This window comes from Undibacterium sp. Ji49W, assembly GCF_049340205.1.
Lineage (GTDB): Bacteria > Pseudomonadota > Gammaproteobacteria > Burkholderiales > Burkholderiaceae_D > Undibacterium.
Map to the genome: position 1 here is coordinate 299734 of NZ_JBMPOW010000003.1, position 24489 is coordinate 324222.

Annotated in this window: 21 protein-coding genes; 17 read left to right on the forward strand and 4 right to left on the reverse strand. The window is 51.5% G+C overall.

The genetic code is table 11. The annotated features are described in order from the left end of the window. Nucleotides 1-7 precede the first annotated feature (7 nt). The 6 genes from ACO0LK_RS05555 to ACO0LK_RS05580 all read left to right on the forward strand — a co-directional run bounded on the left by ACO0LK_RS05555 (nt 8) and on the right by ACO0LK_RS05580 (nt 8315). Complete coding sequence (locus ACO0LK_RS05555; protein WP_422972946.1) at nt 8-958, forward strand: lipid A-modifier LpxR family protein; 951 nt, start codon at nt 8-10, stop codon at nt 956-958. 107 nt (nt 959-1065) lie between these two features. Next, complete coding sequence (locus ACO0LK_RS05560) at nt 1066-2709, forward strand: CTP synthase (RefSeq protein WP_422972947.1); 1644 nt, start codon at nt 1066-1068, stop codon at nt 2707-2709. A gap of 114 nt (nt 2710-2823) precedes the next feature. Further along, on the forward strand, nt 2824-4107 hold the full coding sequence (eno, locus tag ACO0LK_RS05565) for a phosphopyruvate hydratase (protein WP_422972949.1): 1284 nt from the start codon (nt 2824-2826) through the stop codon (nt 4105-4107). A 79-nt stretch (nt 4108-4186) separates the two neighbouring features. After that, nucleotides 4187-4513, forward strand: a complete 327-nt coding sequence (gene ftsB / locus ACO0LK_RS05570; RefSeq protein ID WP_186946652.1) for a cell division protein FtsB — start codon at nt 4187-4189, stop codon at nt 4511-4513. A gap of 243 nt (nt 4514-4756) precedes the next feature. Then, nucleotides 4757-7141 (forward strand): hypothetical protein, encoded by a 2385-nt coding sequence (locus ACO0LK_RS05575; protein WP_422972952.1) that lies wholly within the window; start codon nt 4757-4759, stop codon nt 7139-7141. Between the two features lie 61 nt (nt 7142-7202). Further along, nucleotides 7203-8315 (forward strand): hypothetical protein, encoded by a 1113-nt coding sequence (locus ACO0LK_RS05580; RefSeq protein WP_422972954.1) that lies wholly within the window; start codon nt 7203-7205, stop codon nt 8313-8315. Between the two features lie 20 nt (nt 8316-8335). Here ACO0LK_RS05580 and ACO0LK_RS05585 read toward each other — a convergent pair whose 3' ends face one another. The 4 genes from ACO0LK_RS05585 to ACO0LK_RS05600 are packed head-to-tail and all read right to left on the reverse strand — an operon-like array spanning nt 8336 to nt 11709. Then, nucleotides 8336-9046: an ABC transporter ATP-binding protein gene (locus ACO0LK_RS05585; protein ID WP_422972956.1), complete on the reverse strand. Its 711-nt coding sequence runs from the start codon at nt 9044-9046 to the stop codon at nt 8336-8338. Then, entirely contained in the window at nt 9043-9810 is a 768-nt protein-coding gene (locus tag ACO0LK_RS05590) for an ABC transporter ATP-binding protein (protein ID WP_422972958.1), read from the reverse strand. Before ACO0LK_RS05590 ends, ACO0LK_RS05585 begins: the two co-directional genes overlap by 4 nt. Further along, complete coding sequence (locus tag ACO0LK_RS05595; RefSeq protein WP_422972960.1) at nt 9807-10778, reverse strand: branched-chain amino acid ABC transporter permease; 972 nt, start codon at nt 10776-10778, stop codon at nt 9807-9809. Before ACO0LK_RS05595 ends, ACO0LK_RS05590 begins: the two co-directional genes overlap by 4 nt. Before the next feature lie 10 nt (nt 10779-10788). Next, the gene (locus tag ACO0LK_RS05600; protein WP_422972962.1) at nt 10789-11709 is read right to left on the reverse strand and encodes a branched-chain amino acid ABC transporter permease; all 921 of its coding nucleotides are present in this window, start codon (nt 11707-11709) and stop codon (nt 10789-10791) included. Nucleotides 11710-11919: 210 nt separating this feature from the next. Here ACO0LK_RS05600 and ACO0LK_RS05605 point away from each other — a divergent pair, with 210 nt between their 5' ends. The 11 genes from ACO0LK_RS05605 to ACO0LK_RS05655 all read left to right on the forward strand — a co-directional run bounded on the left by ACO0LK_RS05605 (nt 11920) and on the right by ACO0LK_RS05655 (nt 24486). Continuing rightward, nucleotides 11920-13560, forward strand: coding sequence for a benzoate-CoA ligase family protein (locus ACO0LK_RS05605; RefSeq protein WP_422972964.1), 1641 nt, complete (start codon nt 11920-11922; stop codon nt 13558-13560). Nucleotides 13561-13585: 25 nt separating this feature from the next. Next, nucleotides 13586-14788, forward strand: coding sequence for an ABC transporter substrate-binding protein (locus ACO0LK_RS05610; RefSeq protein ID WP_110253124.1), 1203 nt, complete (start codon nt 13586-13588; stop codon nt 14786-14788). A gap of 54 nt (nt 14789-14842) precedes the next feature. Continuing rightward, on the forward strand, nt 14843-17245 hold the full coding sequence (locus ACO0LK_RS05615) for a bifunctional salicylyl-CoA 5-hydroxylase/oxidoreductase (protein ID WP_422972967.1): 2403 nt from the start codon (nt 14843-14845) through the stop codon (nt 17243-17245). Nucleotides 17246-17247: 2 nt separating this feature from the next. Further along, nucleotides 17248-18030, forward strand: a complete 783-nt coding sequence (locus ACO0LK_RS05620; RefSeq protein ID WP_422972969.1) for an SDR family NAD(P)-dependent oxidoreductase — start codon at nt 17248-17250, stop codon at nt 18028-18030. 137 nt (nt 18031-18167) lie between these two features. Then, nucleotides 18168-18713, forward strand: coding sequence for a MarR family winged helix-turn-helix transcriptional regulator (locus ACO0LK_RS05625; protein ID WP_422972971.1), 546 nt, complete (start codon nt 18168-18170; stop codon nt 18711-18713). Then, the gene (locus ACO0LK_RS05630) at nt 18710-19564 is read left to right on the forward strand and encodes an enoyl-CoA hydratase family protein (RefSeq protein WP_422972973.1); all 855 of its coding nucleotides are present in this window, start codon (nt 18710-18712) and stop codon (nt 19562-19564) included. The genes ACO0LK_RS05625 and ACO0LK_RS05630 overlap by 4 nt, the downstream gene beginning before the upstream one ends. 14 nt (nt 19565-19578) lie before the next feature. Further along, nucleotides 19579-20760: an acyl-CoA dehydrogenase family protein gene (locus ACO0LK_RS05635; RefSeq protein ID WP_422973051.1), complete on the forward strand. Its 1182-nt coding sequence runs from the start codon at nt 19579-19581 to the stop codon at nt 20758-20760. Then, complete coding sequence (locus tag ACO0LK_RS05640; RefSeq protein WP_422972975.1) at nt 20757-21194, forward strand: acyl-CoA thioesterase; 438 nt, start codon at nt 20757-20759, stop codon at nt 21192-21194. The genes ACO0LK_RS05635 and ACO0LK_RS05640 overlap by 4 nt, the downstream gene beginning before the upstream one ends. 94 nt (nt 21195-21288) lie before the next feature. Beyond that, complete coding sequence (locus ACO0LK_RS05645) at nt 21289-21681, forward strand: RidA family protein (protein WP_422972977.1); 393 nt, start codon at nt 21289-21291, stop codon at nt 21679-21681. Nucleotides 21682-21683: 2 nt separating this feature from the next. Continuing rightward, nucleotides 21684-23207, forward strand: coding sequence for a 3-hydroxyacyl-CoA dehydrogenase (locus ACO0LK_RS05650; RefSeq protein ID WP_422972979.1), 1524 nt, complete (start codon nt 21684-21686; stop codon nt 23205-23207). Between the two features lie 103 nt (nt 23208-23310). After that, nucleotides 23311-24486, forward strand: coding sequence for an acyl-CoA dehydrogenase (locus ACO0LK_RS05655; RefSeq protein ID WP_162058695.1), 1176 nt, complete (start codon nt 23311-23313; stop codon nt 24484-24486). The last annotated feature ends 3 nt before the right edge of the window (nt 24487-24489 follow it).

Sequence of the window (24489 nt, forward strand, 5' to 3'; positions counted from 1 at the left end):
CTCATACATGAGTTATACATCGCATACCGCTGGCATTGCCAAGTTTTCGTTGCTGTTGGCCGCATTGCTGGCCCGTCCGGTACTGGCTGATACTGGCATGCCATCCTGGGATGAGTTCAGTCAGGTCAGGCAGACTGGCAAAACTGTCTTGCAGCTTGATATTGACAATGACAGTCTGTTGCTGAAAAAAGATGACGGTTTTTATACCAGTGGCAACCGTATAGGGCAGACGTACACAAAGGCGGATGCCTTGCAGTCGCTGACCTATGGCTGGCGCTTTGGTCAGGATTTGTATACTGCTTCTGACATCAAGCTCTTGCCACGACAGATTGCAAAAATTGACCATCCCTATGCTGGCTGGCTCTATGCCGGCATGTTCCGTGAAAAAAGCGAAGCAACCGGCAAAAGTCTGAAGCTGGGTCTGGACATCGGCTGTTTGGGCCCCTGTGCTGGTGGCGAATGGTCGCAGACCCACTTGCACCGCCTTATCAATCAACCCTTGCCGCAAGGCTGGAGTACCCAGGTCAGGAATGAGTGGGGAATGGTGTTGACGGGTGAATTTTCGCCAGGGCGCTTACTGCCTTTCGCCGGTGTTGATGTGGCCCCCCGTTTCAAAGGCCATTTCGGTAATATATTTACTGATGCCAGTGCTGAATTGCTATTGCGTGCCGGTAGCCTGAATGCTTTGCCCGAGCAGGCGGCCAGCTATGGTTTCCTGCGTACAGAAGTGAAGGCGGTTGCCTATAACGCCAGTATACAAGGTGGTTATTTCAACAAACAGGCGAATGCAGTCAGCCCTAAAACCATGGTGGGGGAAGTTGAACTTGGTTATCTGTGGCGCAATGATCAATATGGGCTTTCTGCCTCCATCATTCGTCGCAGTAATGAAATCAGGGAATTAAGTAATGGGCAGGGTGCGCAAAATTTTGCCAGGTTGCAATTCTTTTATGCAATGTAAAAGCAGGTATCCTGATTTCCCTTGATTTGCTGGCGGGAATTCGCGCATTCACGGCTTAGTGATGTATAATTCGAATTTCCCGCTTGTGCCGTTTGGCACCTTCTGCAATGACTAAGTTTGTATTCGTTACGGGGGGCGTAGTCTCCTCATTGGGCAAAGGCATTGCCGCTGCCTCTCTCGCTGCGATCCTCGAATCGCGCGGCCTCAAAGTCACCATGCTTAAACTGGATCCGTATATCAACGTTGATCCGGGTACCATGAGTCCTTTCCAGCACGGTGAAGTATTCGTTACCGACGACGGTGCCGAAACTGATCTGGATCTGGGTCACTATGAGCGCTTCATTACGGCCAAAATGAAAAAGGTGAATAATTTCACCACTGGTCAGATTTATGAATCCGTTATCCGTAAAGAACGTCGCGGTGAATACCTGGGCAAGACTGTGCAGGTCATTCCGCACATCACCAATGAAATCCAGGAATTCATTCACCGTGGTGCTGCCGGTGCCGATGTTGCTCTGGTTGAAATTGGTGGTACCGTTGGCGATATTGAATCCCTGCCTTTCCTCGAAGCGGCCCGTCAACTGAGTCTGCGTGCCGGTCGCAATGCGGCAGCCTTCGTGCATCTGACACTGGTGCCGTATGTTGCTGCTGCCGGTGAACTGAAAACCAAGCCTACCCAGCACAGTGTACAAAAACTGCGCGAAATCGGTATTTTCCCGGATGCCTTGTTGTGTCGTGCTGACCGTCCTATCCCGGATGATGAACGCGCCAAAATCTCTCTGTTTGCCAATGTGCCTGAAGAAGCAGTGATTTCTGTATGGGATGCTGACACCATCTACAAGATTCCTCAGATGTTGCACGACCAGGGTCTGGATAAAATCGTTTGCGATAAGTTGGGTCTGTCACCAAAACCAGCCGATCTGGCCATGTGGGACAAATTGATCTATGCGCTGGAAAATCCGAAAGAAGAAGTCACTATCGGCATGGTCGGCAAATATGTAGACCTGACAGAATCATATAAATCCCTGACGGAAGCCTTGCGTCATGCGGGTATCCATACCGAAAGTCGGGTAAATATCGAGTATGTGGATTCGGAAGAAATCGAAGCCCATGGTACCAAGTCGCTGGAAAAATACGATGCCATCCTGGTGCCGGGTGGTTTCGGCAAGCGCGGTGTCGAAGGCAAGATCATGGCTGCCCGTTATGCTCGTGAAAGCAAAATCCCTTACCTGGGCATCTGCCTGGGCATGCAGGTTGCGCTGATTGAATACGCACGTAACAAGGCTGGTTTGACTCTGGCAAATTCGACTGAATTTGATGCGGAAACCGAACAGCCTGTCGTGGCCCTGATCAATGAATGGCAAAACCACGACGGTAAAGTTGAAACCCGCGATGAAAACTCAGATCTGGGCGGCACCATGCGCCTGGGCGCGCAAACCTGCGCTATTCGTCCTGACACACTGGCCGCAGAAATCTACGGCAATGTCGTGACCGAGCGTCATCGTCATCGTTATGAAGCAAATAACCATTACCTTGGCCGCGTGGAAGCTGCGGGCCTGATCGTTTCTGCCCGTACGCCAACAGAAGATTTGTGTGAAATCATGGAATTGCCACGTGATGTGCATCCATGGTACCTGGGTGTGCAATACCATCCGGAATTCAAATCGACACCACGTGATGGTCATCCTTTGTTTATCTCGTTTGCCAAGGCAGCGATTGCGCATAAAAATGCGCTGGCCAGCAAGGATTGAAGTAGTTATTGACCACGTTGATGCAGCATGTGATGCAATGTCATTGCGTGGTCAGAAAGATGGGTCAGATTCGTTTTTACTTTGTTCGCAATATTGATTGTTTAGGAGAATTGAATGAGTGCCATCGTTGACATTATCGGTCGTGAAATCCTGGATTCACGCGGTAACCCAACTGTTGAATGTGATGTACTGCTGGAATCCGGTGTCATGGGTCGTGCTGCTGTGCCTTCTGGCGCATCAACCGGTTCCCGCGAAGCGATAGAGTTGCGTGATGGCGACAAGTCCCGCTATCTGGGCAAGGGCGTGTTGAAAGCCTGTGAACATATCAATACAGAAATCGCTGAAGCCATCATGGGCCTGGACGCCAATGAACAGGCTTTCCTTGACCGTACCCTGATTGATCTGGACGGTACTGAAAACAAGAGCCGCCTGGGTGCGAATGCCATGCTGGCGGTTTCCATGGCTGTAGCAAAAGCAGCTGCTGAAGAAGCCGGTCTGCCGCTGTACCGTTATTTTGGTGGTTCTGGTGCCATGCAATTGCCAGTGCCTATGATGAACGTCATCAACGGTGGCGCACACGCCGACAACAATCTGGATATTCAGGAATTCATGATCATCCCGGTTGGCGCGCCAACTTTCCGTGAAGCAGTTCGCTACGGTGCAGAAGTATTCCACGCATTGAAAAAAATCCTGCATGACAAGGGTTTGACGACAGCGGTTGGTGATGAAGGTGGTTTTGCTCCTTCCGTTGATAACCACGAATCAGCGATCAAATTGATTATTCAGGCGATTGAAGCAGCCGGTTATGAACCAGGCACGCAAATCGCGCTTGGCCTCGATTGTGCTGCCAGCGAATTCTACAAAGACGGCAAATACCATCTGGAGGGCGAAGGCCTGACACTGTCTTCTACAGATTTCACCAATCTGCTGGCAACCTGGGTCGACAAATATCCTATCATCTCCATCGAAGACGGCATGGCTGAAGGCGATTGGGATGGTTGGGCTATCCTGACTGAAAAACTGGGCAAGAAAGTCCAGATCGTTGGTGATGACCTGTTTGTCACCAATACCAAGATCCTGAAAGAAGGCATACAAAAAGGTATCGCCAACTCCATCCTGATCAAGATCAATCAGATCGGTACCCTGACTGAAACTTTCGCTGCCATTGAAATGGCCAAGCGTGCCGGTTACACAGCAGTGATCTCGCATCGCTCCGGTGAAACTGAAGACAGCACGATTGCGGATATCGCTGTTGGTACCAATGCCCTGCAAATCAAGACTGGTTCGCTGTCCCGTTCTGATCGTATGGCCAAGTACAATCAATTGCTGCGTATTGAAGAAGATCTGGGCGAAATCGCCAGTTATCCTGGTCGTGACGCCTTCTACAATTTGAAGTAATTTGGTTTGGTAAAAAAAGGGGGAACGCCGTTCCCCTTTTTTTCTGAGTGACAAGTTTTGAACCGATAGCCTTGCGCCCGTGCGTTTAATAGCTCTTTCCTTTGCTGCGCTGTTGCTGCTGATCCAGTACCCCTTGTGGCTGGGTAAAGGGGGATGGCTGCGCGTTTGGGAACTGGACCGGCAGGTGTCGCAAGTTAAAGCCAATAACGATAAACTCAAAGAGCGTAACGGCAAACTGGAATCTGAAGTACAGGATTTGAAAAACGGCACCGATGCCGTCGAAGAACGTGCCCGCTTTGAACTGGGCATGATCAAGAAAAACGAAATTTTCGTCCAGATTCTTGCCCCGAATGCCGTCATGGCAAACAAACCTGATCACCCCGTTCAGGAAACAGCTAAGCCTTAGGCAGGCACTCAGGCTTTTGACAGTGATTTAGCGAGCAACTCGTTTCAATCACATTCTTTTGTATCCATTTACCCATTTATTTGCACGCCTTCTTGATTGATTAAGCGACAAAATGCTTTTTTCAATGCTAGAATCGCAATTCTTTTATTTTACAGTTCGTTACAAGTTCTTTTGCGCAGCGATGAATGCAGCTGTCGCTTAAATGTTTACCTGTTGCGACGGACTCTTATCCGGCATTCACTCATGAACAAATTCAATCGTCCTGTTATCGCTACTAGCTTGCTCGCTCTCGCACTGGTTCTGAGTGCCTGTGGTGGTGGCGGTTCGTCCACGCCGACGACATCCAGTGCGATTTCTGCCGTTGCAGCAAATAGCAGTCGCCAGTTCAATGGTCAGGCGGCAAAAGGCAGAATCACTGGCGCACGCGTGCAGGCTTTTTCGCTTGATGCATCCGGTAAAAAAGTAGGTACAGCTTTTGCCGATACCATTACAGCCAGTGATGGGGGCTACACGATTTCTGTTCCTGCCGGCAGTTCCAGTTTTTTGATTGAAGTCGGCAATGCCCCTGGTGCTTTCATGTATGACGAGGCTACTCAGGTCAATTTGCCTTTTCCTGATGAATTGAGGTTACGCAGTGTCGTCAAGCAGGGTGCCAACCCGGAACCCGTGTACTGGGGTGGCGTTACGCCATTGACCGAATTGATTGTGCAGGTCGCAGAAAAAGCCGGTGGTCTGACTGCCGGCAATATTGATCGTGCCAGGGCAGGTGTGCAGGCGCTGCTGGGTTTTGATCCGCAAAGGGTGGCGATGGTCCAGGCTACCAGCGATAGCTCGGTAGATGCGTATGTCGATGAAAAGCTGCAAGCACTTAGTCTGACGGCCATTTCTCAATTGGCGTTGGATAAAGCATTTTCATGCAATGCGGATAGCCAGGGCAAGCGTGTAGTCTGTGTTGTCAGCCAGATCGCCAATGCCGGCAAGCTTGATGGTAATACCTTTCTGTTTAATGAAGATGTACGCCTTGCCTTGCGTTCTGCACTGGAAAAAGTGACTGTTGACGGCAACCTCAATAAATCCGGTAAAACTTCGGTGGACGGTGTCGGTACTTTCATCAGCGGCAGCCTGCCGGCACCTGCTCCCGAGACGGACAAGGTTGCGGCAACCAGGCAATTCTTTTCCAGTCTGCGCAACAATATTTACTCGCTGACGAACGGGCAGCAAAACGGTGCCATCGATATGCGCCTGAATGCAGTCAAGGCTGATTTTGAAAAAGCCAGCGCGCCTATGGACAAGGATTTATTGATCTGGTCGAAAACACTGACGGAAGGCATCGACCAGTTTAACAAGTTCAAGGCTGGCACCAGTAAGGATACATCGGTCAACGGCCTGTTTTATGGCGCCACAGCCTTATGGAGTGGTTATCAGAATGTCGGTAATCTGGGTGATTGCAGCGTCATGCGTGACAAGCAGAATGTTGCTCGCACGCCGGCAGAAGCGCTGGCGCTGGAATGCCGTTTTTCCCGTGTTGTGTTGCCGGGTACTTTTAAAGCCAGTTATCGCTACCAGGTTGAATGGGTGGAAATCATCGACCGGGTGTGGCTGGAACCTGTCGCCGGTGATACGGGAAAGTTTAGTTATAAATCTGAACTGGTGCAGCAAAAGACCGTATTTGGCTGGAATCAGGATAAATTTGATTTCATCAGGACAGCAGCCAATGATGCCAATGCAACGGTCATCAGTGGCTATTCCACGAATGCATTTACTGGCCAGATCAGTTATGCCATGCAGGGCAAGAATGTGACAGCCTTGATTGTGGATGGCCTGATGCCGCCGCGTACCGACGGCAATGGCAAATTGCTGACTGACTTTGAAAGCTGGAACCTGCGCGTGGATCGCAATGATACGGCGGACGGTTTTTTTCGGTATGATTTTAGCGGTGAACTCAAGTCCTATGTGTCAAGCCAGGTCAGCGCAAGACTGGCCATAGAAAAGGGATCTTATGCCAAAGTAAGCCTGGACAGCAGCGGCAAGCTGGCTAAATTCGGTGCGAAAGAATTTGCCTTGCTGCTTACTGGTGAAGCAGGCAAAAGCAAGGTGCATGGAGAATTGAAGCTGTCGAATGCCTCAGCCGACAAAAATGGGCTGAACTATGCGCCAAACCGGATCGATTTTACTGGCGTGATCAGCAATAGCACAGGCCTGGCTACTGCACTGGAATTTTTTAACGGCAAGTTAAGCGTAGAACGTTTTGGGTATACCAGCTTTGACAATAGCAAGCCTGAAACTGCAAATAATTTTGCCCGCACCTCGGCAGCGATTGTTGGTGTGATACAGCTACCTGATCGCCCACCGCTGAAGTTGAACGTCAGTGGCAGTAGTGATGCTTTCAATAGCAGCAGTATGTTCGCGCAATATGATGATGGCAGTAATGTCATTAATGCCAACCTGACAGATAGCCCGGGCAAGACCAGAGTGTTGCGTGTCAGCAGTGCTACCGGCGTGTCTTTTGATTTGTATGGCAGCAATGAAGTGGCCGACATCCTGAAAGATGGTGCCAAGGTCGGCTGGCTGGATTTGAAGGCAGGCCGTATCAGTTATGTCGATGGCAGTTTCGAATCCATAAAGTAAGTTGAATTTTTTCAGAGTACGCCCGCTGCCTGTCAGCGGGCTATTTTTTTGAGTGTATTCCATGTTCTTATCCAGACTGACCGTATTGCTAGGCACGGCTTTGCTTGCTCATCAGGCATATGCCATGGATGAACTGTATCCGCAAAAAAATGACGACAGCTGGCATGGCTTTGCCAGTATTGACCTGTGGGAAGCGTCAGATTTTATGCCTGCCCGCAAAATAGAGGGTGACTGGAGTGGCGATTTTTCGCCCAAAGAAGGCCAAAATGTCAGTCTGCGTCGTTACCGTGCAGAGCTGGGCATGGGCTACAAAGAATGGCGTTTGAATCTGGAAGCACGTCAGGAAGGCATGTTGAAAGCCAGCGCATCTACCCTGGCATTTGTGAAGGCATATAAGCAGAGTGGTTTGCCGCAGCAGGCAGTCAGCTATCAGCTAGGCGCGCAGATGGAAAGCTGGTCAGGCTTCGGTCTGCGGGCAGGGCGCTGGTACAGCCTGGGTGATGGGTATCAGCCGCGCTTCTTTGCCAGTGCCGTGTATTACATGAAGCCGCAATACCGCTCGGTGCAGGCAACAGGGGCTGCCAGTTATGTTGACAATCAGCACTACAGTTTTTCTGCAACCGAGCTGGATGTCAATAGCCGCTATCAATACCTGTTTCAGCAATTTGAACCTGAGGCCAAAGGCTATAGCTCCAGTCTGGCCATGGATTGGCAAATCAATCCGGCATGGCGCGTGCAATACCAGCTTGAGGATGTATTCAATCGTCTGGCATGGCAGAATTTGCCTGAGTTGCAGCAAAGCCTTAGCTCTGCCGTTGTGCAATATGACAGCAAGGGTTATTTGAATTACGCACCTTTGTTACAGGGCGTAAACCGCCAAAGGACCCGCTCAGTCTCGGTGCCGCAAACACATACTGCGCGTGTTGCCTATCAAAACCAGCAATGGGAATTTGCCGCGCAAGTCCGGCATTTTTACGGCGTTAATCTGCCAGTGTTGAGCGTCGCCAATCATTCTGCCTATGGCCGCTTTGATGCCAGTTTTGATACGCGCTATAAATCAGTTGGTATAGGCTGGAGTAACCGTATTGTGGGTCTGCATTTGCAGACAGATAATCTGAACTTGAGTCACGCCAAAGTGCTTGGTGTGGGTACGCAAGCTCAGTACAAGTTCTGAATCGCTGTACTTGAATTGGTTCAGACACCCACATACTTTTGCCAGGTCTCCGGTGATTGCCTAAGGCTCTCGCTATTGCCATGCCAGACTATCTTGCCCCGTTCCATGATGCTGTGCTGGTCTGCCAGGGGGATGAGTTTTTCTACATATTTATCGATAACCAGTGTGGTTTGCCCCTGATCGCGCAGTTTCCGCAGGCAGGCCCAGATTTCTTCACGCACTAGCGGTGACAGGCCTTCCGTCGCTTCATCCAGTATCAGCAGATGCGGATTGGTCATCAAGGCGCGTGAGATGGCCAACATCTGCTGTTCACCACCAGATAATTGATTGCCCATATTGCCGGCGCGCTCGGCCAGACGCGGGAATAGCTGGTAAATTTCTTTGAGGTTCCACGGCGTTTTGCTTTGATTGCGATTGGCGGCAAAGGCGACCAGGTTTTCCTTAACGGTCAGGTTAGGGAAAATCTGTCTGCCTTCCGGCACCAGGGCTATGCCCATCCTGGCGATTTTATCCGTCGTCATTTTTTCTATGCGCTGGCCCATGAAATGGATATGGCCGCTATGCGCTGGTGTCAGGCCCAGTATCGAACGCAAGGTCGTTGTTTTGCCAGCGCCATTGCGACCCAGCAGGCTGGCGACTTCGCCCTGGCGTATTTGCAGGTCTATGCCAAACAAGACCTGGCTGTGGCCATACGAGGTGGCGATATGCCCGACTTCCAGTATGGTCTTCATGCGACTTCCTTGAGTGCACTGTCCATTTCATCACCGAGATAAGCCTTTTTGACTTCCGGGTTCTGGCGTATCTGTTCTGCCGTGCCAGTGGCGATGATGGCACCTGCTACCAAGACAGAGATACGGTCAGCCAGTTTGAATACTGCATCCATATCATGTTCAATCAAGATCACGGCAGCCTTGCCGCGCAGGGCGGCGATCAGTTCCAGCATCTTGCCCGATTCTTCATGCCCTGTACCTGCCATCGGTTCATCCAGCAAGAGCAGTTTGGGTTCAGTCGCCAGTGTCAGCCCCAGTTCCAGTTGGCGTTGCTCACCATGTGCAAGTTCACAGGCTTTGCTGTTGACTACTTCTGCCAGACCTATGTCACTGGCGAGTTGCCTTGCTTGCTCAAAAAGTGCCTGCTCATCTATGGCCTTGCGCCAGAAACGCATGCTGCTGCCTGAGCGCGCCTGTATTGCCAGACTCAGGTTATCGATGACCGTATATGACTGGAAGATATTTGTGATCTGGTAAGAGCGTGCCAACCCAAGCTTGACGCGTTCATGCATGCTGGTGGCAGTAACATCCACGCCATTGAAAATGATTTGCCCCTGATTGGGTGCAATGGCACCGGATATCTGATGTATCAGCGTAGTCTTGCCTGCGCCATTCGGACCTATGATGGCGTGGATTTCACCGGGCAAGATATCCAGGCTCAGATTGTTGGTAGCAACCAGGCCGCCATAGCGTTTGACCAGGCCTTTTAACTGTAAAACACTCATGCCCGATCCTCCTGCGGTTTTTTGATAGACATGAATTTTTGTGGCAGGCTGGCCAGGCCATTTGGCAATAGCATGACCACCAGCAGCAGGATAATGCCCAGATACAATTGCCAGTGTATGGTGTAGCCAGACAGAATTTCTTCCAGCATGAGCATGACTACCGCACCCAGTATGCCGCCAGACAGATAGCCTACGCCGCCAAGTATCACCATCACCATCAGGCTGCCGGATTGTGTCCAGTGCAAAAGGTTAGGGCTGACCAGCATGTTCTGGTTTGCCAGCAAGGCACCGGCCAGACTGGCGATACTGCCCGCAATTGCAAAACACAGCAGCTTGTAGCGAAATACCGGGTAACCTATGGCTTCCATGCGGGTTTCGTTTTCCTTGATGGCTTGTATCACCCGTCCAAAATGGGAATTAATAAGTCTATAAAGAACGAAGAGAAATATGGTGCAAATAACCAGCACCAGATAATAAAAATTGCTGTCATTTGCCATATCCAGACCAGTGACTGAACGTTGCACCAGACTCAGACCATCGTCACCGCCATAATTTTTCAGTGACACAAACAGAAAGTACAGCATCTGCGCAAATGCCAGCGTGATCATGATGAAGTATACGCCGCGCGTCCTGAGTGAGACACTGCCTATTGCCAGTGCCAGCACAAAGCCAGTCAGCATCGCCGCCGGCCAACTGATCCAGGCAGATGTGACTCCGTGCTGCATCAGGATGCCCACCACATAAGCACCACTGCCAAAGAAGGCTGCATGCCCCAGGCTGATCATGCCGCCAAAACCCAGTATCAGGTTCAGGCTGCTGGCTACCAGGGCGAAAATCATCAAGCGGCTTAGCAAGCCTATATAAAATTCCTGGGCGAAGTAGGTCGCCAGTAAGGGGAAGGCAATCAGTAGGAGCAGGATGCCTGTGCTGAACTTGCGCGAGATAGTGTGATGTAGGCTGCTTTGCATAATTAATCTCTCAGCCTCGCGCAGGGAACAGGCCCTGGGGTTTGTAAAACAGTACGGCTGCCATCAATACATAAATCAGCATTGACGCCAGGGCAGGGCCGAGGTTGGCGGCCATCTCCAGCGGCATCAACAATTTCAATGCACCGGGCAGCAAGGTTTTACTTAAAGTGTCAACCAACCCCACCAGCAATGCGCCTACCAGTGCACCGCGTATCGAGCCTATGCCACCTATGACGATGACCACAAACGCCAGTATCAGGATACTTTCACCCATGCCCACCTGTACTGCCAGTATGGAGCCCAGCAGGGCGCCCGAGATGGCGCACAGGGCTGCACCAAAGGCAAACAGCAATGTAAACACCAGCTTGATATTGATACCCATGGTGATTGCCATTTCACGGTTCGATGCCCCGGCCCGTACCAGCATGCCTATACGGGTTTTGGTGACCACAAAATACAGCAGGCCAGCGACAGCCAGCCCGGTGGCAATGATGAACAGACGGAAAGAAGAGTAAAAGAAGTCAGGCAGCAATTCCACCGGTTGTGCCAACTGTGGCGGAATATTCAGCATCAGCGGCTGTGCACCCCAGATCATGCGCGCGCCTTCGTTGAAAATCAGTATCAATGCAAAAGTCGCCAGCACGTGGGACAAATGATCGCGCTGGTATAAATGCCGGAAGACCACTACCTCCAGTATAACGCCCAGCAGTGCAGTCGCTATCACCGCTGCCAGCAGGCCCAGCCAGAAAGAACCTGTCATGCCGGTAAAACTGGCGGCGAAATAAGCGCCTGCCATGTAGAGGGAGCCATGGGCCAGGTTGATGAAATCCATGATGCCAAAGATCAGCGTCAGGCCCGCTGCCAGCAGGAAAAGCATAAGGCCAAATTGCAGGCCGTTTAAACCGTGCTCCAACAAAAGCGTGATGTTCATTCTGATATCCCTGATGGTGCTGCTAAGGTATTCGATGAAATTACTTTAGGCCTAAAATATACTATAAGCGACGCATTTGAAAATATTTTCTTTGAGAAAAACCGAATTTTGATGTGAAAAAACACTTTACCTAAAAATAGTTTAGGTTTAAAGTAGTTTGGTGTTTTCGGGGTTGCTGTATCTATATTGTGTACCAAAGCCGGAGAAGAAATGAATTCAACTGCGCTACCAGGGTCTGCCCATCTGGATACCTTTGCTTTTGATCACTTGCCGCCACGCGAGCAATGGCCGGAACTGATTTTTTCTTTGCCGGAGTTGCAATACCCTGAACGTCTGAATTGTGTCGCCGACTTGCTTGACAAGATGTGTGTGACCGGCCATGCAGACAGCATTGCCATCCGCAGCCAGACTGAAAGCTGGACTTACTCTCATCTGTTGGCTACCGTCAATCGTATCTCTCACGTTTTGCTTGAAGATATGCATTTGCAGCCTGGCAACAGGGTCTTGTTGCGTGGTGCCAATAATCCCATGATGGCTGCCAGTGTGCTGGCTGTCATCAAGGCCGGTTGTATCGCTGTTCCCACGATGCCATTGTTGCGCGCCAAGGAATTGGGCGTAATCGCGAACAAGGCTGAAATTGCCGCTGCACTCTGTTCAGAAAATCTGCGCGAAGAGATGGAACTGGCGGTGCAGGCCAATCCCATATTGACGCAAGTGCTGTATTTCAATCATCAGGGTGATGATGGTCTGGAAGCGTTGATGGCTGGTAAATCGCCTGATTTTGCAGCCGTCGATACCCTGGCCGAAGATGTCTGTCTCATCAGCTTTACCTCTGGCACGACCGGCATGCCCAAGGGCACCATGCATTTCCACAGGGATGTGCTGGCGATCTGCGATTGCTTCCCACGTTCCACCTTGCAGTCTGTACAAAGCGATATTTTCATAGGCACACCGCCATTGGCATTTACATTTGGCCTGGGCGGTTTGCTGCTGTTTCCCTTGCGCGTGGGTGCAACTGCGGTCTTGTTGGAAAAACTGACCCCGGAATCCTTGTTGAAAGCCATAGACGAATTCAAGGCCACAGTCTGTTTTACCGCGCCTACCTTTTATCGCCAGATGGCCACGCAGGCAAAGAATTTTGACTTGTCCAGCCTCAAGAAAACCGTTTCTGCCGGTGAAGCGCTGCCTGCTGCGACCCGTGAAGCCTGGCGTCAGGCGACTGGCCTGGTCATGATAGATGGCATAGGTGCGACCGAGATGCTGCATATATTTATTTCTGCCGCAGGTGACGAGGTGCGGGCAGGGGCAACCGGCAAGCCCATACCCGGCTATCAGGCTTGTATATTTGATGAGCATGGTGAAATGGCTGGCCCCGGTGTGGTTGGCCGCCTGGCAGTCAAAGGACCGACAGGTTGTCGTTACCTGGCTGACGACAGACAAAAGAAATACGTCCATCAAGGCTGGAACCTGACAGGTGATGCTTATGAAATGGATGCCAATGGATACTTCTGGTACCGCGCCCGCACTGACGACATGATCATTTCTGCTGGCTACAATATCGCCGGGCCAGAAGTGGAAGAAGCCTTGCTGAAACATCCTGCTGTAGCTGAATGCGCAGTCATAGGCCAGACTGACGAAGAGCGCGGTCAGATCGTCAAGGCTTTTGTCGTATTGAAGGCAGATGCCCATGCATCAGCAAGTCTGTGCAAAGAGATCCAGGATTTCGTCAAGAACAGTATCGCCCCCTATAAGTACCCTCGCGCCATAGAATTCATGACGAATTTGCCGAGGACGGAAACCGGAAAACTACAGCGCTATAAATTACGTACGCCTGCTGCCAGCTCCAGTTAACTATAACGTTTGAAAATATTCGCCCATGCCCATTAACCCGAAGGAGACGCTCGTGAAAAAGACCTTGCTGTGTTTATTGTTATCCAGTATTGCCGCAACGAATGCGAACTGTGCTTTTGCCGCAGACAAAGTCAAAGTCGGCATGGTCACCACCTTGTCTGGTGCGGGCGCTGGACTGGGTGTTGATATACGCGACGGCTTTTCCCTGGCCATGAAACATCTGGACAATAAATTCGGTAACTTGCCGGTCGAAGTTATCACGGGTGATGACCAGCAAAACCCTGACGCGACCAAGCAGTTGGTGGACAAGCTCATCAAGAAAGACAAGGTCGATTTGATGACCGGTATCGTGTTCTCCAATCTGATGCTGGCAGTGGGTCCAACGATTTTTGGTGCCAAGGTGCATTACATCAGCGCCAATGCCGGTCCTTCGCAATATGCGGGTGAGCAATGTAATCCCTATTTCTTTAACGTGGCCTGGCAGAATGACAGCCTGCATGAAGCTGTCGGCAAACAGGTCAATGACAAGGGCTTTAAAAATGTTGCTTTGGTGGCGCCTAATTATCCAGCAGGCAAAGACGCATTGACAGGCTTCAAACGCTATTACAAGGGCAAAGTTGCTGAAGAAATTTATACCAAACTGGGACAACTTGATTATGCGACTGAACTGGCACAGATACGTGGTCTGAAGCCCGATGCCGTGTATATTTTCCTGCCCGGTGGCATGGGTATCAATTTCATCAAGCAATTTGTGGATGCCGGCTTATCCAAAAATACCCAACTCTTTGGACCAGGCTTTTCTGCCGATGAAGACATTATCAAGGCAGTAGGTGCGCCCATGCTGGGCATGTTCAATGCATCGCAATGGGGACATGATATGGATAACCCGCAAAACAAACGTTTTGTAGCCGACTTCCAGAAAGAATATGGTCGCCTGCCATCATTGTATGCATCGCAAGGCTATGACGCTGCCATGCTGATGGATAGTGCCGTGCGTGGTGTCAAAGGCAAGATAGAAGACAAGGATGCCCTGGGTAAAGCCATCAAGGCAGCCAATTTTAAATCCGTACGTGGCGACTTCAAGTTCAACAGCAATCATTATCCTGTGCAAAATTATTATGCGCGCATTATTAGCAAGGATGCTCAGGGAAGAGTGACCAATAAAACACTGAGTGCTGTATTTACCAATCATCCCGATGCCTATGTGGCTTCCTGCAAAATGCAGTGATGTAGTAATTGGTCAAAGAAATCAAAAAAATAAATTAATCTTCAAGGTAATTTAATGAACATCCTATGCATAGGCGGTGGTCCGGCTGGCCTGTACTTCAGCCTGCTGATGAAAAAGCAAAACCCTGCGCACCAGATCACCATCGTCGAACGCAATCGCGCTTACGATACCTTTGGCTGGGGCGTGGTATTTTCTGACCAGACTCTGGGTAACCTGGTGAATGCCGATGAACAAACTGCCCGTTCCATCTTGCAGTCTTTTAATCACTGGGATGATATTGATACTCATTTCAAGGGGCAGGTTGTCACCTCTGGTGGCCACGGGTTTTGCGGCATAGGTCGTAAGCGTTTGCTGAATATCTTGCAAGAGCGTTGTGAAGAGCTGGATGTCAAGCTGGTCTTTGAAACGGATGTGACAGACGATCAGGCACTGGCGCTGGAATATGATGCTGATCTGGTTATTGCTTGCGACGGCCTGAACAGTCGTGTGCGCACTCGTTACGAGCAAAGCTATCAACCTGATATTGATACCCGCAAATGCCGTTTCGTCTGGCTTGGCACCAAAAAACTGTTCTCGGCTTTTACCTTTGCCTTTGAAGAAACCGAGCATGGCTGGTTTCAGGCACATGCCTATCAATATGATGGCGATACAGCGACCTTTATCGTCGAGACACCGGAAGATACATGGATCAAGGCTGGTATAGATAAAATGAGCCAGGAAGAAGCCATCGCTTTTTGTGAAAACCTGTTCGCCAAATACCTCGATGGCAATGCCCTGATGTCAAATGCCACGCATTTGCGCGGCTCTGCCAACTGGATCAAGTTCCCGCGCATTATCTGTAAGAACTGGGTGCACTGGAACCAGTCGCCTAAGTTGAATAATAAACGCGTGCCTGTAGTCTTGATGGGTGACGCTGCCCATACTGCCCATTTCTCCATAGGTTCCGGCACCAAGCTGGCTTTGGAAGATGCCATAGAACTAGCACGCAGTTTTGAGAAACATGGTGAGCAAGGTATGGAAGCCGTGCTGGAAGCCTATCAGGATTTGCGTTCCATAGAAGTCTTGAAGATACAAAGCGCTGCCCGCAATTCCATGGAATGGTTTGAAAATGTCCAGCGCTATACCGCCATGGAAGCGCCTCAGTTTGCCTATTCCATGCTGACGCGCAGCCAGCGTCTTTCGCATGAAAACCTGCGGGTAAGGGATGCTGCCTATGTACGCAGTTTTGAACACTGGATAGCTGAGCAGGCTTATGCCAGGGCTGGTTTGCCTGTGCCCAAAACAAAAACAGCTATTCCACCCATGCTGACGCCCTACAAGCTGCGCGATGTTGTATTGAAAAATCGCATCGTCGTCTCACCCATGGCGCAATACTCTGCGGTAGATGGCGTAGCCGGTGACTATCATCTCGTGCATCTGGGTAGTCGCGCCATGGGCGGTGCTGGTCTGGTGTTTGCCGAGATGACCTGTGTCTCTGCCGATGCACGCATTACGCCAGCTTGCCCCGGCCTGTATGCACCTGAACATACACAAGCCTGGAAACGCGTCGTCGATTTCGTTCATGCCAACACCGATGCAAAGATTGCCGTGCAACTTGGCCACGCCGGAGCCAAAGGTTCCACCTGCGTGGCCTGGGAAGGAATAGATCAGCCATTGAAAGAAGGCAACTGGCCGCTGGTCTCAGCGTCAGAGCAACAATACCTGCCTGGCATTTCGCAAGTTGCGCGTGCTGCCACAGCGGCAGACATGCAGCGCATAAAAGATGATTTTGTCCAGGCGACCAGGGCAGCAGCAGAAGCAGGCTTTGACTGGCTGGAACTGCATTGCGCTCATGGTTACTTGCTATCAAGCTTCATTTCGCCACTGACCAATCAGCGTCAAGATGAATACGGTGGTTCGCTGGAAAACCGTTGCCGTTATCCGCTGGAAGTGTTTGCCGCGATACGCGCTGTCTGGCCTGCGGATAAACCGATTTCCGTGCGTATTTCTGCGCATGATTGGGTAGAGGGCGGTATTACGCCGGATGATGCAGTTGCCATTGCTCGCCTGTTTAAGGCAGCGGGTGCAGACATGATAGATTGTTCATCCGGCCAGGTCAGCAAGCAGGAAAAACCTGTCTATGGCCGCATGTTCCAGACGCCGTTTGCTGACCGCATACGCAACGAAGCACAAATCCCTACCATCGCCGTTGGTGCGATTTTTGAAGCGGATCATGCAAACAGCATCATCGCCGCTGGCCGTGCTGACTTGTGCGCCATCGCCAGACCACACCTGGCCGACCCTGCCTGGACTTTGCATGAGGCAGCCAAGCTGGGCTTCAATGATATGCCCTGGCCCAGGCAATATGTCGCCGGAAAAATGCAACTGGAACGCAATCTCGAACGTGATCGACAAGTCGCCGCAGCCAGCGCCGGTCTGACGCCGCAGCAAGTTGCCGCCAAATTGCTGGAAGGATGAGCATGACTGTGCATCAGGAAAAATTACATGGCAGGCATGCGCTGGTCACCGGCGGTGGCAAAGGCATAGGCCTGGCGATAGCGCAAGCTTTGCTCAGCGAAGGGGCGACGGTGACACTGGCAGGCCGTAGTGAAGCGACTTTGCAAGAGGCTGTGGCTTCCCTGGCGCATGTCAAGGTGCAGTATGTCATCATGGATGTCAGCGATGCGGAATCAGTGCAGGCAGCTTTTCAATTATCGCAGGGTAGGGATGGTCGCATCGACATTCTCATCAATAATGCCGGGCAAGCCAGTTCAGCTTCTTTCCTTAAAACCGATGCCAAATTATGGCAAAACATGCTGGATGTGAATCTGAGCGGCAGTTTCATTTGCATGCAACAGGCTTTGCCTGCGATGCTGGAAGCGGGCTGGGGACGTATCGTCAATGTGGTCAGTACCGCAGGGCTAAAGGGTTATGCCTATGTCTCTGCCTATTGTGCTGCCAAGCATGGCGTCATAGGTTTGACGCGCGCGGTGGCACTTGAAGTTGCAGCCAAAGGCGTGACCGTGAATGCGGTTTGCCCCGGCTATACCGAAACCGATATCGTCAAGGATGCAATCGCCAATATCGTCGCCAAAACCGGTCGGACAGAAGAACAGGCCAAAGCTGAACTGGCCGCAGGTAACCCGCAAAAACGTCTGGTGCAACCATATGAGGTGGCAGATGCCGTGTTGTGGCTATGTATGGATGGTGCATCAGCAATGAATGGTCAGTCTATTGCCGTAGCCGGTGGCGAAGTCATGTAGCTAGGACTTACGCAAAGCTGCCCCAACTGCGTTGCAGCTCCTAGCCGTACTAAAGTACTGTCTTCGTCGCTGCGCCTTGTTGGGACAATTTTGCGTAAGCCCTAGAAATCAAAACTGATGAACAGGTAAAAGCAGGTATGAAAGAAGACAGTAACCCCGTGTTCGACATGGAAACCCGCCTGACGCAAGATGACCATCAGTCCTTGCGCCTGTGGTTGCGCATGCTGTCTTGCACCGTGATGATAGAAGGTGAAATCCGTAGCCGCTTACGCAGCGAATTCGGTATCACCTTGCCGCGCTTTGATCTGATGGCGCAACTGGAGCGTCACCCAGAAGGTTTGCGTATGGGGGAGCTATCCAAGCGCATGATGGTCACGGGTGGCAATATCACCGGCATTACCGATCAATTGGAACAGGAAAAACTGGTAACCCGTGTCGCCGATCTCAAAGACAGACGTGCCTACAGCGTCAAGCTGACACCTGCGGGCCGCCGTGCCTTCAAACGTATGGCTGCTGTCCATGAAGGATGGATAGCCGATATGTTTTCTGGCTTGCAGACTGAGCAGAAAAGTAAATTATTTGAATTATTGTCGCAAGTGAAAACTCATTTGCATGAGCCGGGCGCTGATAGCAGCTTGGACAACAACATGGACAACAAACCTTTCCAGGAAGAATCCACATGAAATACCTACCCGGACAACCGCAGGACTTACCTGGCAACCGCCAGCAACTGGCCAACTATGCAGCACAGCATTTTACTTATGCCGTCAATGCTGGCGTTGCCACCATCACATTGAACCGGCCTGAACGCAAAAACCCGTTGACCTTTGATTCGTATGCAGAGTTGCGCGACCTTTTCCGCACTTTGTCGTATGGTGATGATGTCAAGGCCATCGTCATTACCGGCGCTGGTGAAAACTTTTGTTCTGGTGGTGATGTGCATGAAATCATCGGCCCATTAACCAAACTCGATATGCCGGGTCTGCTGAGTTTTACCCGCATGACGGGTGATCTCGTCAAAGCCATGCGCGCCTGCCCGCAGCCGATAATTGCGGCGATTGATGGCGTCTGCGCTGGCGCCGGTGCCATCCTGGCGCTGGCCTCTGATATTCGCATAGGCACAGCACGTAGCAAGACTGCTTTCCTGTTCACCCGTGTTGGTCTGGCAGGTTGCGACATGGGTGCCTGCTCCATTTTGCCGCGCATCATAGGGCAGGGGCGTGCTTCGGATTTGTTGTATACCGGACGTTCCATGTCGGGCGAAGAGGCAGAACGCTGGGGCTTTTTCAATCGTCTGGCGGCACCTGAAGATGTTTTGGTAGAAGCGCAGGCCTATGCAAAAAATCTGGCGGAAGGCCCCAATTTTGCGCATGGCATGACCAAGAAAATGCTGCAACAGGAATGGAATATGGGTGTTGATGAAGCTATAGAAGCAGAAGCACAGGCCCAAGCCATTTGTATGATGACCAATGATTTTCATCGCGCCTACCATGCCTTCGTTGCCAAACAAAAACCTGTCTTTGAAGGGGATTGAACATGACGCATATCATGTCTGACACCAGCTACCTGGACTGGCCCTTCTTTGATGACAAACACCGTGAATTGCAACGCACGCTGGATGCCTGGTCTGCGGAGAATTTGCCTGATCATCATACCGCTGATGTCGATCAGGCTTGCCGCGATCTTGTCAAGCAACTGGGTGCGGCGGGCTGGCTCAAAAATGCCATAGGCGGTAGTGCCTATGGCGGCAATGCTGACGTCATCGACACCCGTGCCATTTGCCTGATACGTGAAACCCTGGCCCGTCATTCCGGCCTGGCAGATTTTGCCTTTGCCATGCAAGGGCTGGGTTCCGGTGCTATCAGCCTGCATGGGACTGAAGCGCAAAAGCAAAACTATTTGACCAAGGTAGCCAAAGGCGAAGCGATTGCTGCCTTTGCCCTGTCTGAGCCAGAAGCTGGCTCGGATGTAGCAGCCATGCAATGCGCGGCAAAATTTGTCGCTGATGCAGACGGGGGGCACTATGTCTTGAATGGGGAAAAAACCTGGATTTCCAATGGCGGCATTGCTGACTTCTATGTATTGTTTGCCCGCACTGGCGAAGCACCTGGTGCTCGTGGCATCACTGCATTTATTGTCGATGCCGGTCTGCCGGGCTTTGAAATTGCCGAACGTATCGATGTGATAGCCCCGCATCCGCTGGCACGTCTGAAGTTCACTAATTGTCGCGTTTCGGTTACGCAGCGTCTGGGTGAGGCAGGGCAGGGTTTCAAGGTAGCGATGGCGACGCTGGATATTTTCCGCACGTCTGTGGCTGGTGCTGCCCTTGGCTTTGCTCGTCGCGCTATGGACGAAGCCATGCACAGAGTAACGACACGCAAGATGTTTGGTCAGACTCTGGCCGATTTTCAACTAACGCAGGCCAAACTGGCGCAGATGGCAACTACCATAGATAGTTCAGCCCTGTTGATTTACCGCGCAGCCTGGCAAAGAGACCAGGGCAGGAAAGTCACCAAAGAAGCCGCCATGGCAAAACTGATGGCGACAGAAGGTGCGCAGCAAGTGATAGATGCAGCGGTGCAGATGTTTGGCGGCCTGGGTGTCGTCAGTGAAGTGCCGGTAGAGCGTCTGTATCGTGAAATCCGGTCCCTGCGTATTTATGAAGGGGCGACGGAGGTGCAGCAACTGATCATAGGCCGTGAATTGCTCAAAGAGTTTGCCGCAGTATGATTTTTACGGTGGAATTGCCCATACGCTTTGCCCATTGCGACCCAGCGGGTATCGTGTTTTATCCGCGCTATTTTGAGATGATGAATGGCGTGGTGGAAGACTGGTGTGCGCAAGGACTGGGTTGCAGTTTCCGTGAAATGCATATGGCACGTGGCATAGGTTTGCCAACGGTACACCTGGAAACAGATTTCATAAGGCCAGCACAGCTTGGCGAAACCTTACTGGCGGAATTGACTGTGCTGAAACTGGGTAATACCTCAGTAGAGATACAAGTATGCTTTTGTGGCCAGCAGCACGACATGCGTCTGAAAGCCCGTCTGGTTCTGGTCATGATGGATCTGAGCTTGCGTCATGCCATGGCCATACCGGATGAATTGCGTGCTGCCATGTTGCATTATTGTGCGGTTAAAGATGAAAAGCTTGCGTCTGCTTAAGCAAACAAACTAAGCAGACAAAGCTCGTTTGAGATATAAATAACAGACTTTTTGTGTTGAAAAGCATTAAAAGTCATCGTCGAAAGGATTTGTGATGGATATTTTGCAACCTCAGGGTTGGGCCAAGCCTCGTGGCTATTCGAACGGTGTTGTTGCCCGTGGTCGCACAGTATGTGTCAGTGGCATGGTTGGCTGGGATGCGCAATGCGTGTTTCATTCTGATGACTTTGCCACCCAGGTCAGACAGGCTTTGCAGAATATTGTTGAGGTGCTGGCCGAGGCAGATGCCGGCCCCGAACACATAGTCCGCATGACCTGGTATGTATTGGATAAAAAAGAATATGTCGGCGCCTACAAGGAAGTAGGAGAAGCGTACCGCGATATCATAGGTCGTCATTTTCCAGCTATGACCGCAGTACAGGTAGCTGCCCTGATCGAAGACAGGGCGAAGGTTGAGATAGAAGTCACCGCCATCGTGCCGGAGTGAATATGAAAACAAGCATAGGTGTAGTTGGTATCGTCGGTGCAGGCGCGATGGGGCGTGGTATTGCCCAGATCGCCGCCCAGGCTGGCTTTGCCGTTCTTTTGTTCGACGTGCAGCCAGATGCTGCCCGTAAAGCCAGCCAGCTGATCGCTGAGCAATGGCAAAAAATGCTGAACAAGGAAAAACTCACCGAAGAAGAATACCAGGATGCACTGGAAAACCTGCAAGTCGTGGACGGCATGCAGGAACTGGCTGATTGTGATCTGGTCGTGGAAGCCATTGTCGAAAAGCTCGACGCCAAGCGTGGCCTGTTCCAGCAACTGGATGGCATCGTCAGCGATGTCTGCATACTGGCGACAAATACCTCGTCGCTATCTGTAACCGCGATTGCGGCTGGTAGCAAAATACCGGAGCGCGTGGCTGGGCTGCATTTTTTTAATCCTGTACCGCTGATGAAAGTAGTAGAGGTTATTGATGGCTTGCTGACCAGTGCTGATGTTGCCGGGCAGTTGATGGCATTTGCCAGTCGTACCGGGCATTTGCCGGTGCGTGCCAAGGATACGCCAGGCTTTATAGTCAATCACGCAGGTCGCGCTTATGGAACCGAAGCACTGCGCATCTTGCAGGAAAATATCGCTACTTTCCGTCAGATCGACCAGATCATGCGCGAAGCTGCCGGCTTCAAGCTGGGGCCGTTTGAATTGCTGGACCTGACCGGGCTGGATGTATCGCATCCGGTGATGGAAGCAATTTATCACCAGTATTATGAAGAGCCACGCTATCGCCCCAGTGTCATCACCGCGCAGCGCGTACACGCAGGGGTGCTGGGACGAAAAACCGGGCGTGGATTTTATTCTTATAGCGGGCAGGACGACGTGCCAGCCCCGGCAGAAAATTATCCAGCCTGGACTGATGCGGTCTGGATCAGTCAGGCCAATCCGGATGCGGTTCCTGCATTGATTGCGCTGTTTGAACGTTGCGGCGCAAGTATTGAAACAGGTGCGCAGCCATCGGACACGGCCTTGTGCATCGTCAGCCCGTATGGCACAGATGTCAGCAGCAGTGTCGCCAGTGAAGGTCTGGATGCCCGTCGCACGCTGGGTATTGATGCCTTGCTGGCCTGTGAAGGGCACCTGACCCTGATGACCAACCCGGCTACCGATACGCTTGTTGCTGCGCGTTGCCAATCATTACTGTTACGTAGCGGCCAGGGTGTCAGCCTGATACAGGATAGCAGTGGTTTTGTCGTGCAGCGCATGCTGGCATGCATCATCAATATTGCCAGCGACATCGTGCAGCAGGGTATATGTACCCCGCAGGATCTGGACAGGGCCGTCACTTTGGGGTTGGCTTATCCGGTGGGGCCGCTGGCCTGGGGTGATAAACTGGGCGCTTCGCGTATACTAAGCGTTTTGCGCAATCTGTTGAGCAGTACAGGCGATCCGCGCTATCGCCCCAGCCCTTGGCTGGTACGGCGGGCGCAACTGGACTTGTCGCTGTTGCATACAGAAAAACACATGGCAAATTAAGATAAACGTGCCTGTCATTACACCCCATGAATCCATATGATGTGGCGACAAGCAAGTGTAAGTAATTCAGATAAAAAGTAATTCATACAATCAGGAGAAACAGATGGCCAAGGCTGTATTTAGTTGGGAAGATCCCTTGTTATTGTCTTCACAGTTGAGCGATGAAGAACGCATGGTGCAGGATGCCGCACGCGTTTATTGTGAAGAAAAGCTGACGCCGCGCGTACTGGAAGCTTTCCGTCATGAAAAAACTGATCCCGCCATTTTCCGTGAGATGGGGGAGCTTGGTTTGCTGGGTTCCATGATCCCTACACAATACGGTGGTGCCGGCCTGAACTATGTCTGCTATGGCCTGGTTGCACGTGAGGTGGAGCGCGTCGATTCTGGTTATCGTTCCATGATGAGCGTACAAAGCTCCCTGGTCATGGTGCCTATTAACGAATTCGGCAGCGAAGCACAAAAACAGAAATACCTGCCCAAGCTGGCTACCGGCGAATGGATAGGCTGCTTCGGACTGACCGAACCTAATCATGGCTCTGACCCCGGCAGCATGGTGACCCGTGCCAAGACCGTGCCGGGTGGTTATTCCCTGAGCGGTGCCAAGATGTGGATCACCAACAGCCCTATCGCTGATGTCTTCGTAGTGTGGGCAAAAACAGATGATGGCCGTATCCGCGGTTTCATCCTGGAAAAAGGCTGGAAGGGTCTGACGGCGCCGGCAATTCATGGCAAGGTTGGCTTGCGCGCTTCCATCACTGGCGAAATCGTCATGGATGAAGTTTTCGTACCTGAAGAAAACCTGATGCCAAACGTGGAAGGTTTGAAAGGTCCGTTCACCTGCCTGAATTCTGCTCGTTACGGTATCGCCTGGGGTGCTTTGGGTGCCGCAGAATTCTGCTGGCATACCGCACGTCAGTACACCATGGACCGCCTGCAATTTGGACGCCCGCTGGCAGCCAATCAACTGGTACAGAAAAAACTGGCTGACATGCAGACTGAAATCACGCTGGCCCTGCAAGGCTGCCTGCGTCTGGGACGCATGAAGGATGAAGGCACGGCTGCGGTGGAAATCACGTCTATCATGAAGCGTAATTCTTGCGGTAAATCACTGGACATCGCCCGTACCGCGCGCGATATGCTGGGTGGTAACGGTATCTCGGATGAATTCGGCATTGCCCGTCATCTGGTGAACCTCGAAGTCGTCAATACTTACGAAGGTACGCATGATATCCATGCCCTGATACTGGGGCGTGCCCAGACAGGTATTGCTGCATTCTAAGCT

Bases quoted from the DNA above. Each gene is read 5' to 3' on its own strand.
- ACO0LK_RS05575 (WP_422972952.1), top strand. From the start codon at position 4,757: ATGAACAAATTCAATCGTCCTGTTATCGCTACTAGCTTGCTCGCTCTC.
- ACO0LK_RS05585 (WP_422972956.1), bottom strand. From the start codon at position 9,046: ATGAAGACCATACTGGAAGTCGGGCATATCGCCACCTCGTATGGCCAC.
- ACO0LK_RS05555 (WP_422972946.1), top strand. From the start codon at position 8: ATGAGTTATACATCGCATACCGCTGGCATTGCCAAGTTTTCGTTGCTG.
- ACO0LK_RS05635 (WP_422973051.1), top strand. From the start codon at position 19,579: ATGTCTGACACCAGCTACCTGGACTGGCCCTTCTTTGATGACAAACAC.
- ACO0LK_RS05640 (WP_422972975.1), top strand. From the start codon at position 20,757: ATGATTTTTACGGTGGAATTGCCCATACGCTTTGCCCATTGCGACCCA.
- ACO0LK_RS05600 (WP_422972962.1), bottom strand. From the start codon at position 11,709: ATGAACATCACGCTTTTGTTGGAGCACGGTTTAAACGGCCTGCAATTT.
- ACO0LK_RS05595 (WP_422972960.1), bottom strand. From the start codon at position 10,778: ATGCAAAGCAGCCTACATCACACTATCTCGCGCAAGTTCAGCACAGGC.
- ACO0LK_RS05655 (WP_162058695.1), top strand. From the start codon at position 23,311: ATGGCCAAGGCTGTATTTAGTTGGGAAGATCCCTTGTTATTGTCTTCA.
- ACO0LK_RS05580 (WP_422972954.1), top strand. From the start codon at position 7,203: ATGTTCTTATCCAGACTGACCGTATTGCTAGGCACGGCTTTGCTTGCT.
- ACO0LK_RS05650 (WP_422972979.1), top strand. From the start codon at position 21,684: ATGAAAACAAGCATAGGTGTAGTTGGTATCGTCGGTGCAGGCGCGATG.
- ACO0LK_RS05625 (WP_422972971.1), top strand. From the start codon at position 18,168: ATGAAAGAAGACAGTAACCCCGTGTTCGACATGGAAACCCGCCTGACG.
- ACO0LK_RS05560 (WP_422972947.1), top strand. From the start codon at position 1,066: ATGACTAAGTTTGTATTCGTTACGGGGGGCGTAGTCTCCTCATTGGGC.
- ACO0LK_RS05630 (WP_422972973.1), top strand. From the start codon at position 18,710: ATGAAATACCTACCCGGACAACCGCAGGACTTACCTGGCAACCGCCAG.
- ACO0LK_RS05620 (WP_422972969.1), top strand. From the start codon at position 17,248: ATGACTGTGCATCAGGAAAAATTACATGGCAGGCATGCGCTGGTCACC.
- ACO0LK_RS05605 (WP_422972964.1), top strand. From the start codon at position 11,920: ATGAATTCAACTGCGCTACCAGGGTCTGCCCATCTGGATACCTTTGCT.
- eno (WP_422972949.1), top strand. From the start codon at position 2,824: ATGAGTGCCATCGTTGACATTATCGGTCGTGAAATCCTGGATTCACGC.
- ACO0LK_RS05615 (WP_422972967.1), top strand. From the start codon at position 14,843: ATGAACATCCTATGCATAGGCGGTGGTCCGGCTGGCCTGTACTTCAGC.
- ACO0LK_RS05590 (WP_422972958.1), bottom strand. From the start codon at position 9,810: ATGAGTGTTTTACAGTTAAAAGGCCTGGTCAAACGCTATGGCGGCCTG.
- ACO0LK_RS05610 (WP_110253124.1), top strand. From the start codon at position 13,586: ATGCCCATTAACCCGAAGGAGACGCTCGTGAAAAAGACCTTGCTGTGT.
- ACO0LK_RS05645 (WP_422972977.1), top strand. From the start codon at position 21,289: ATGGATATTTTGCAACCTCAGGGTTGGGCCAAGCCTCGTGGCTATTCG.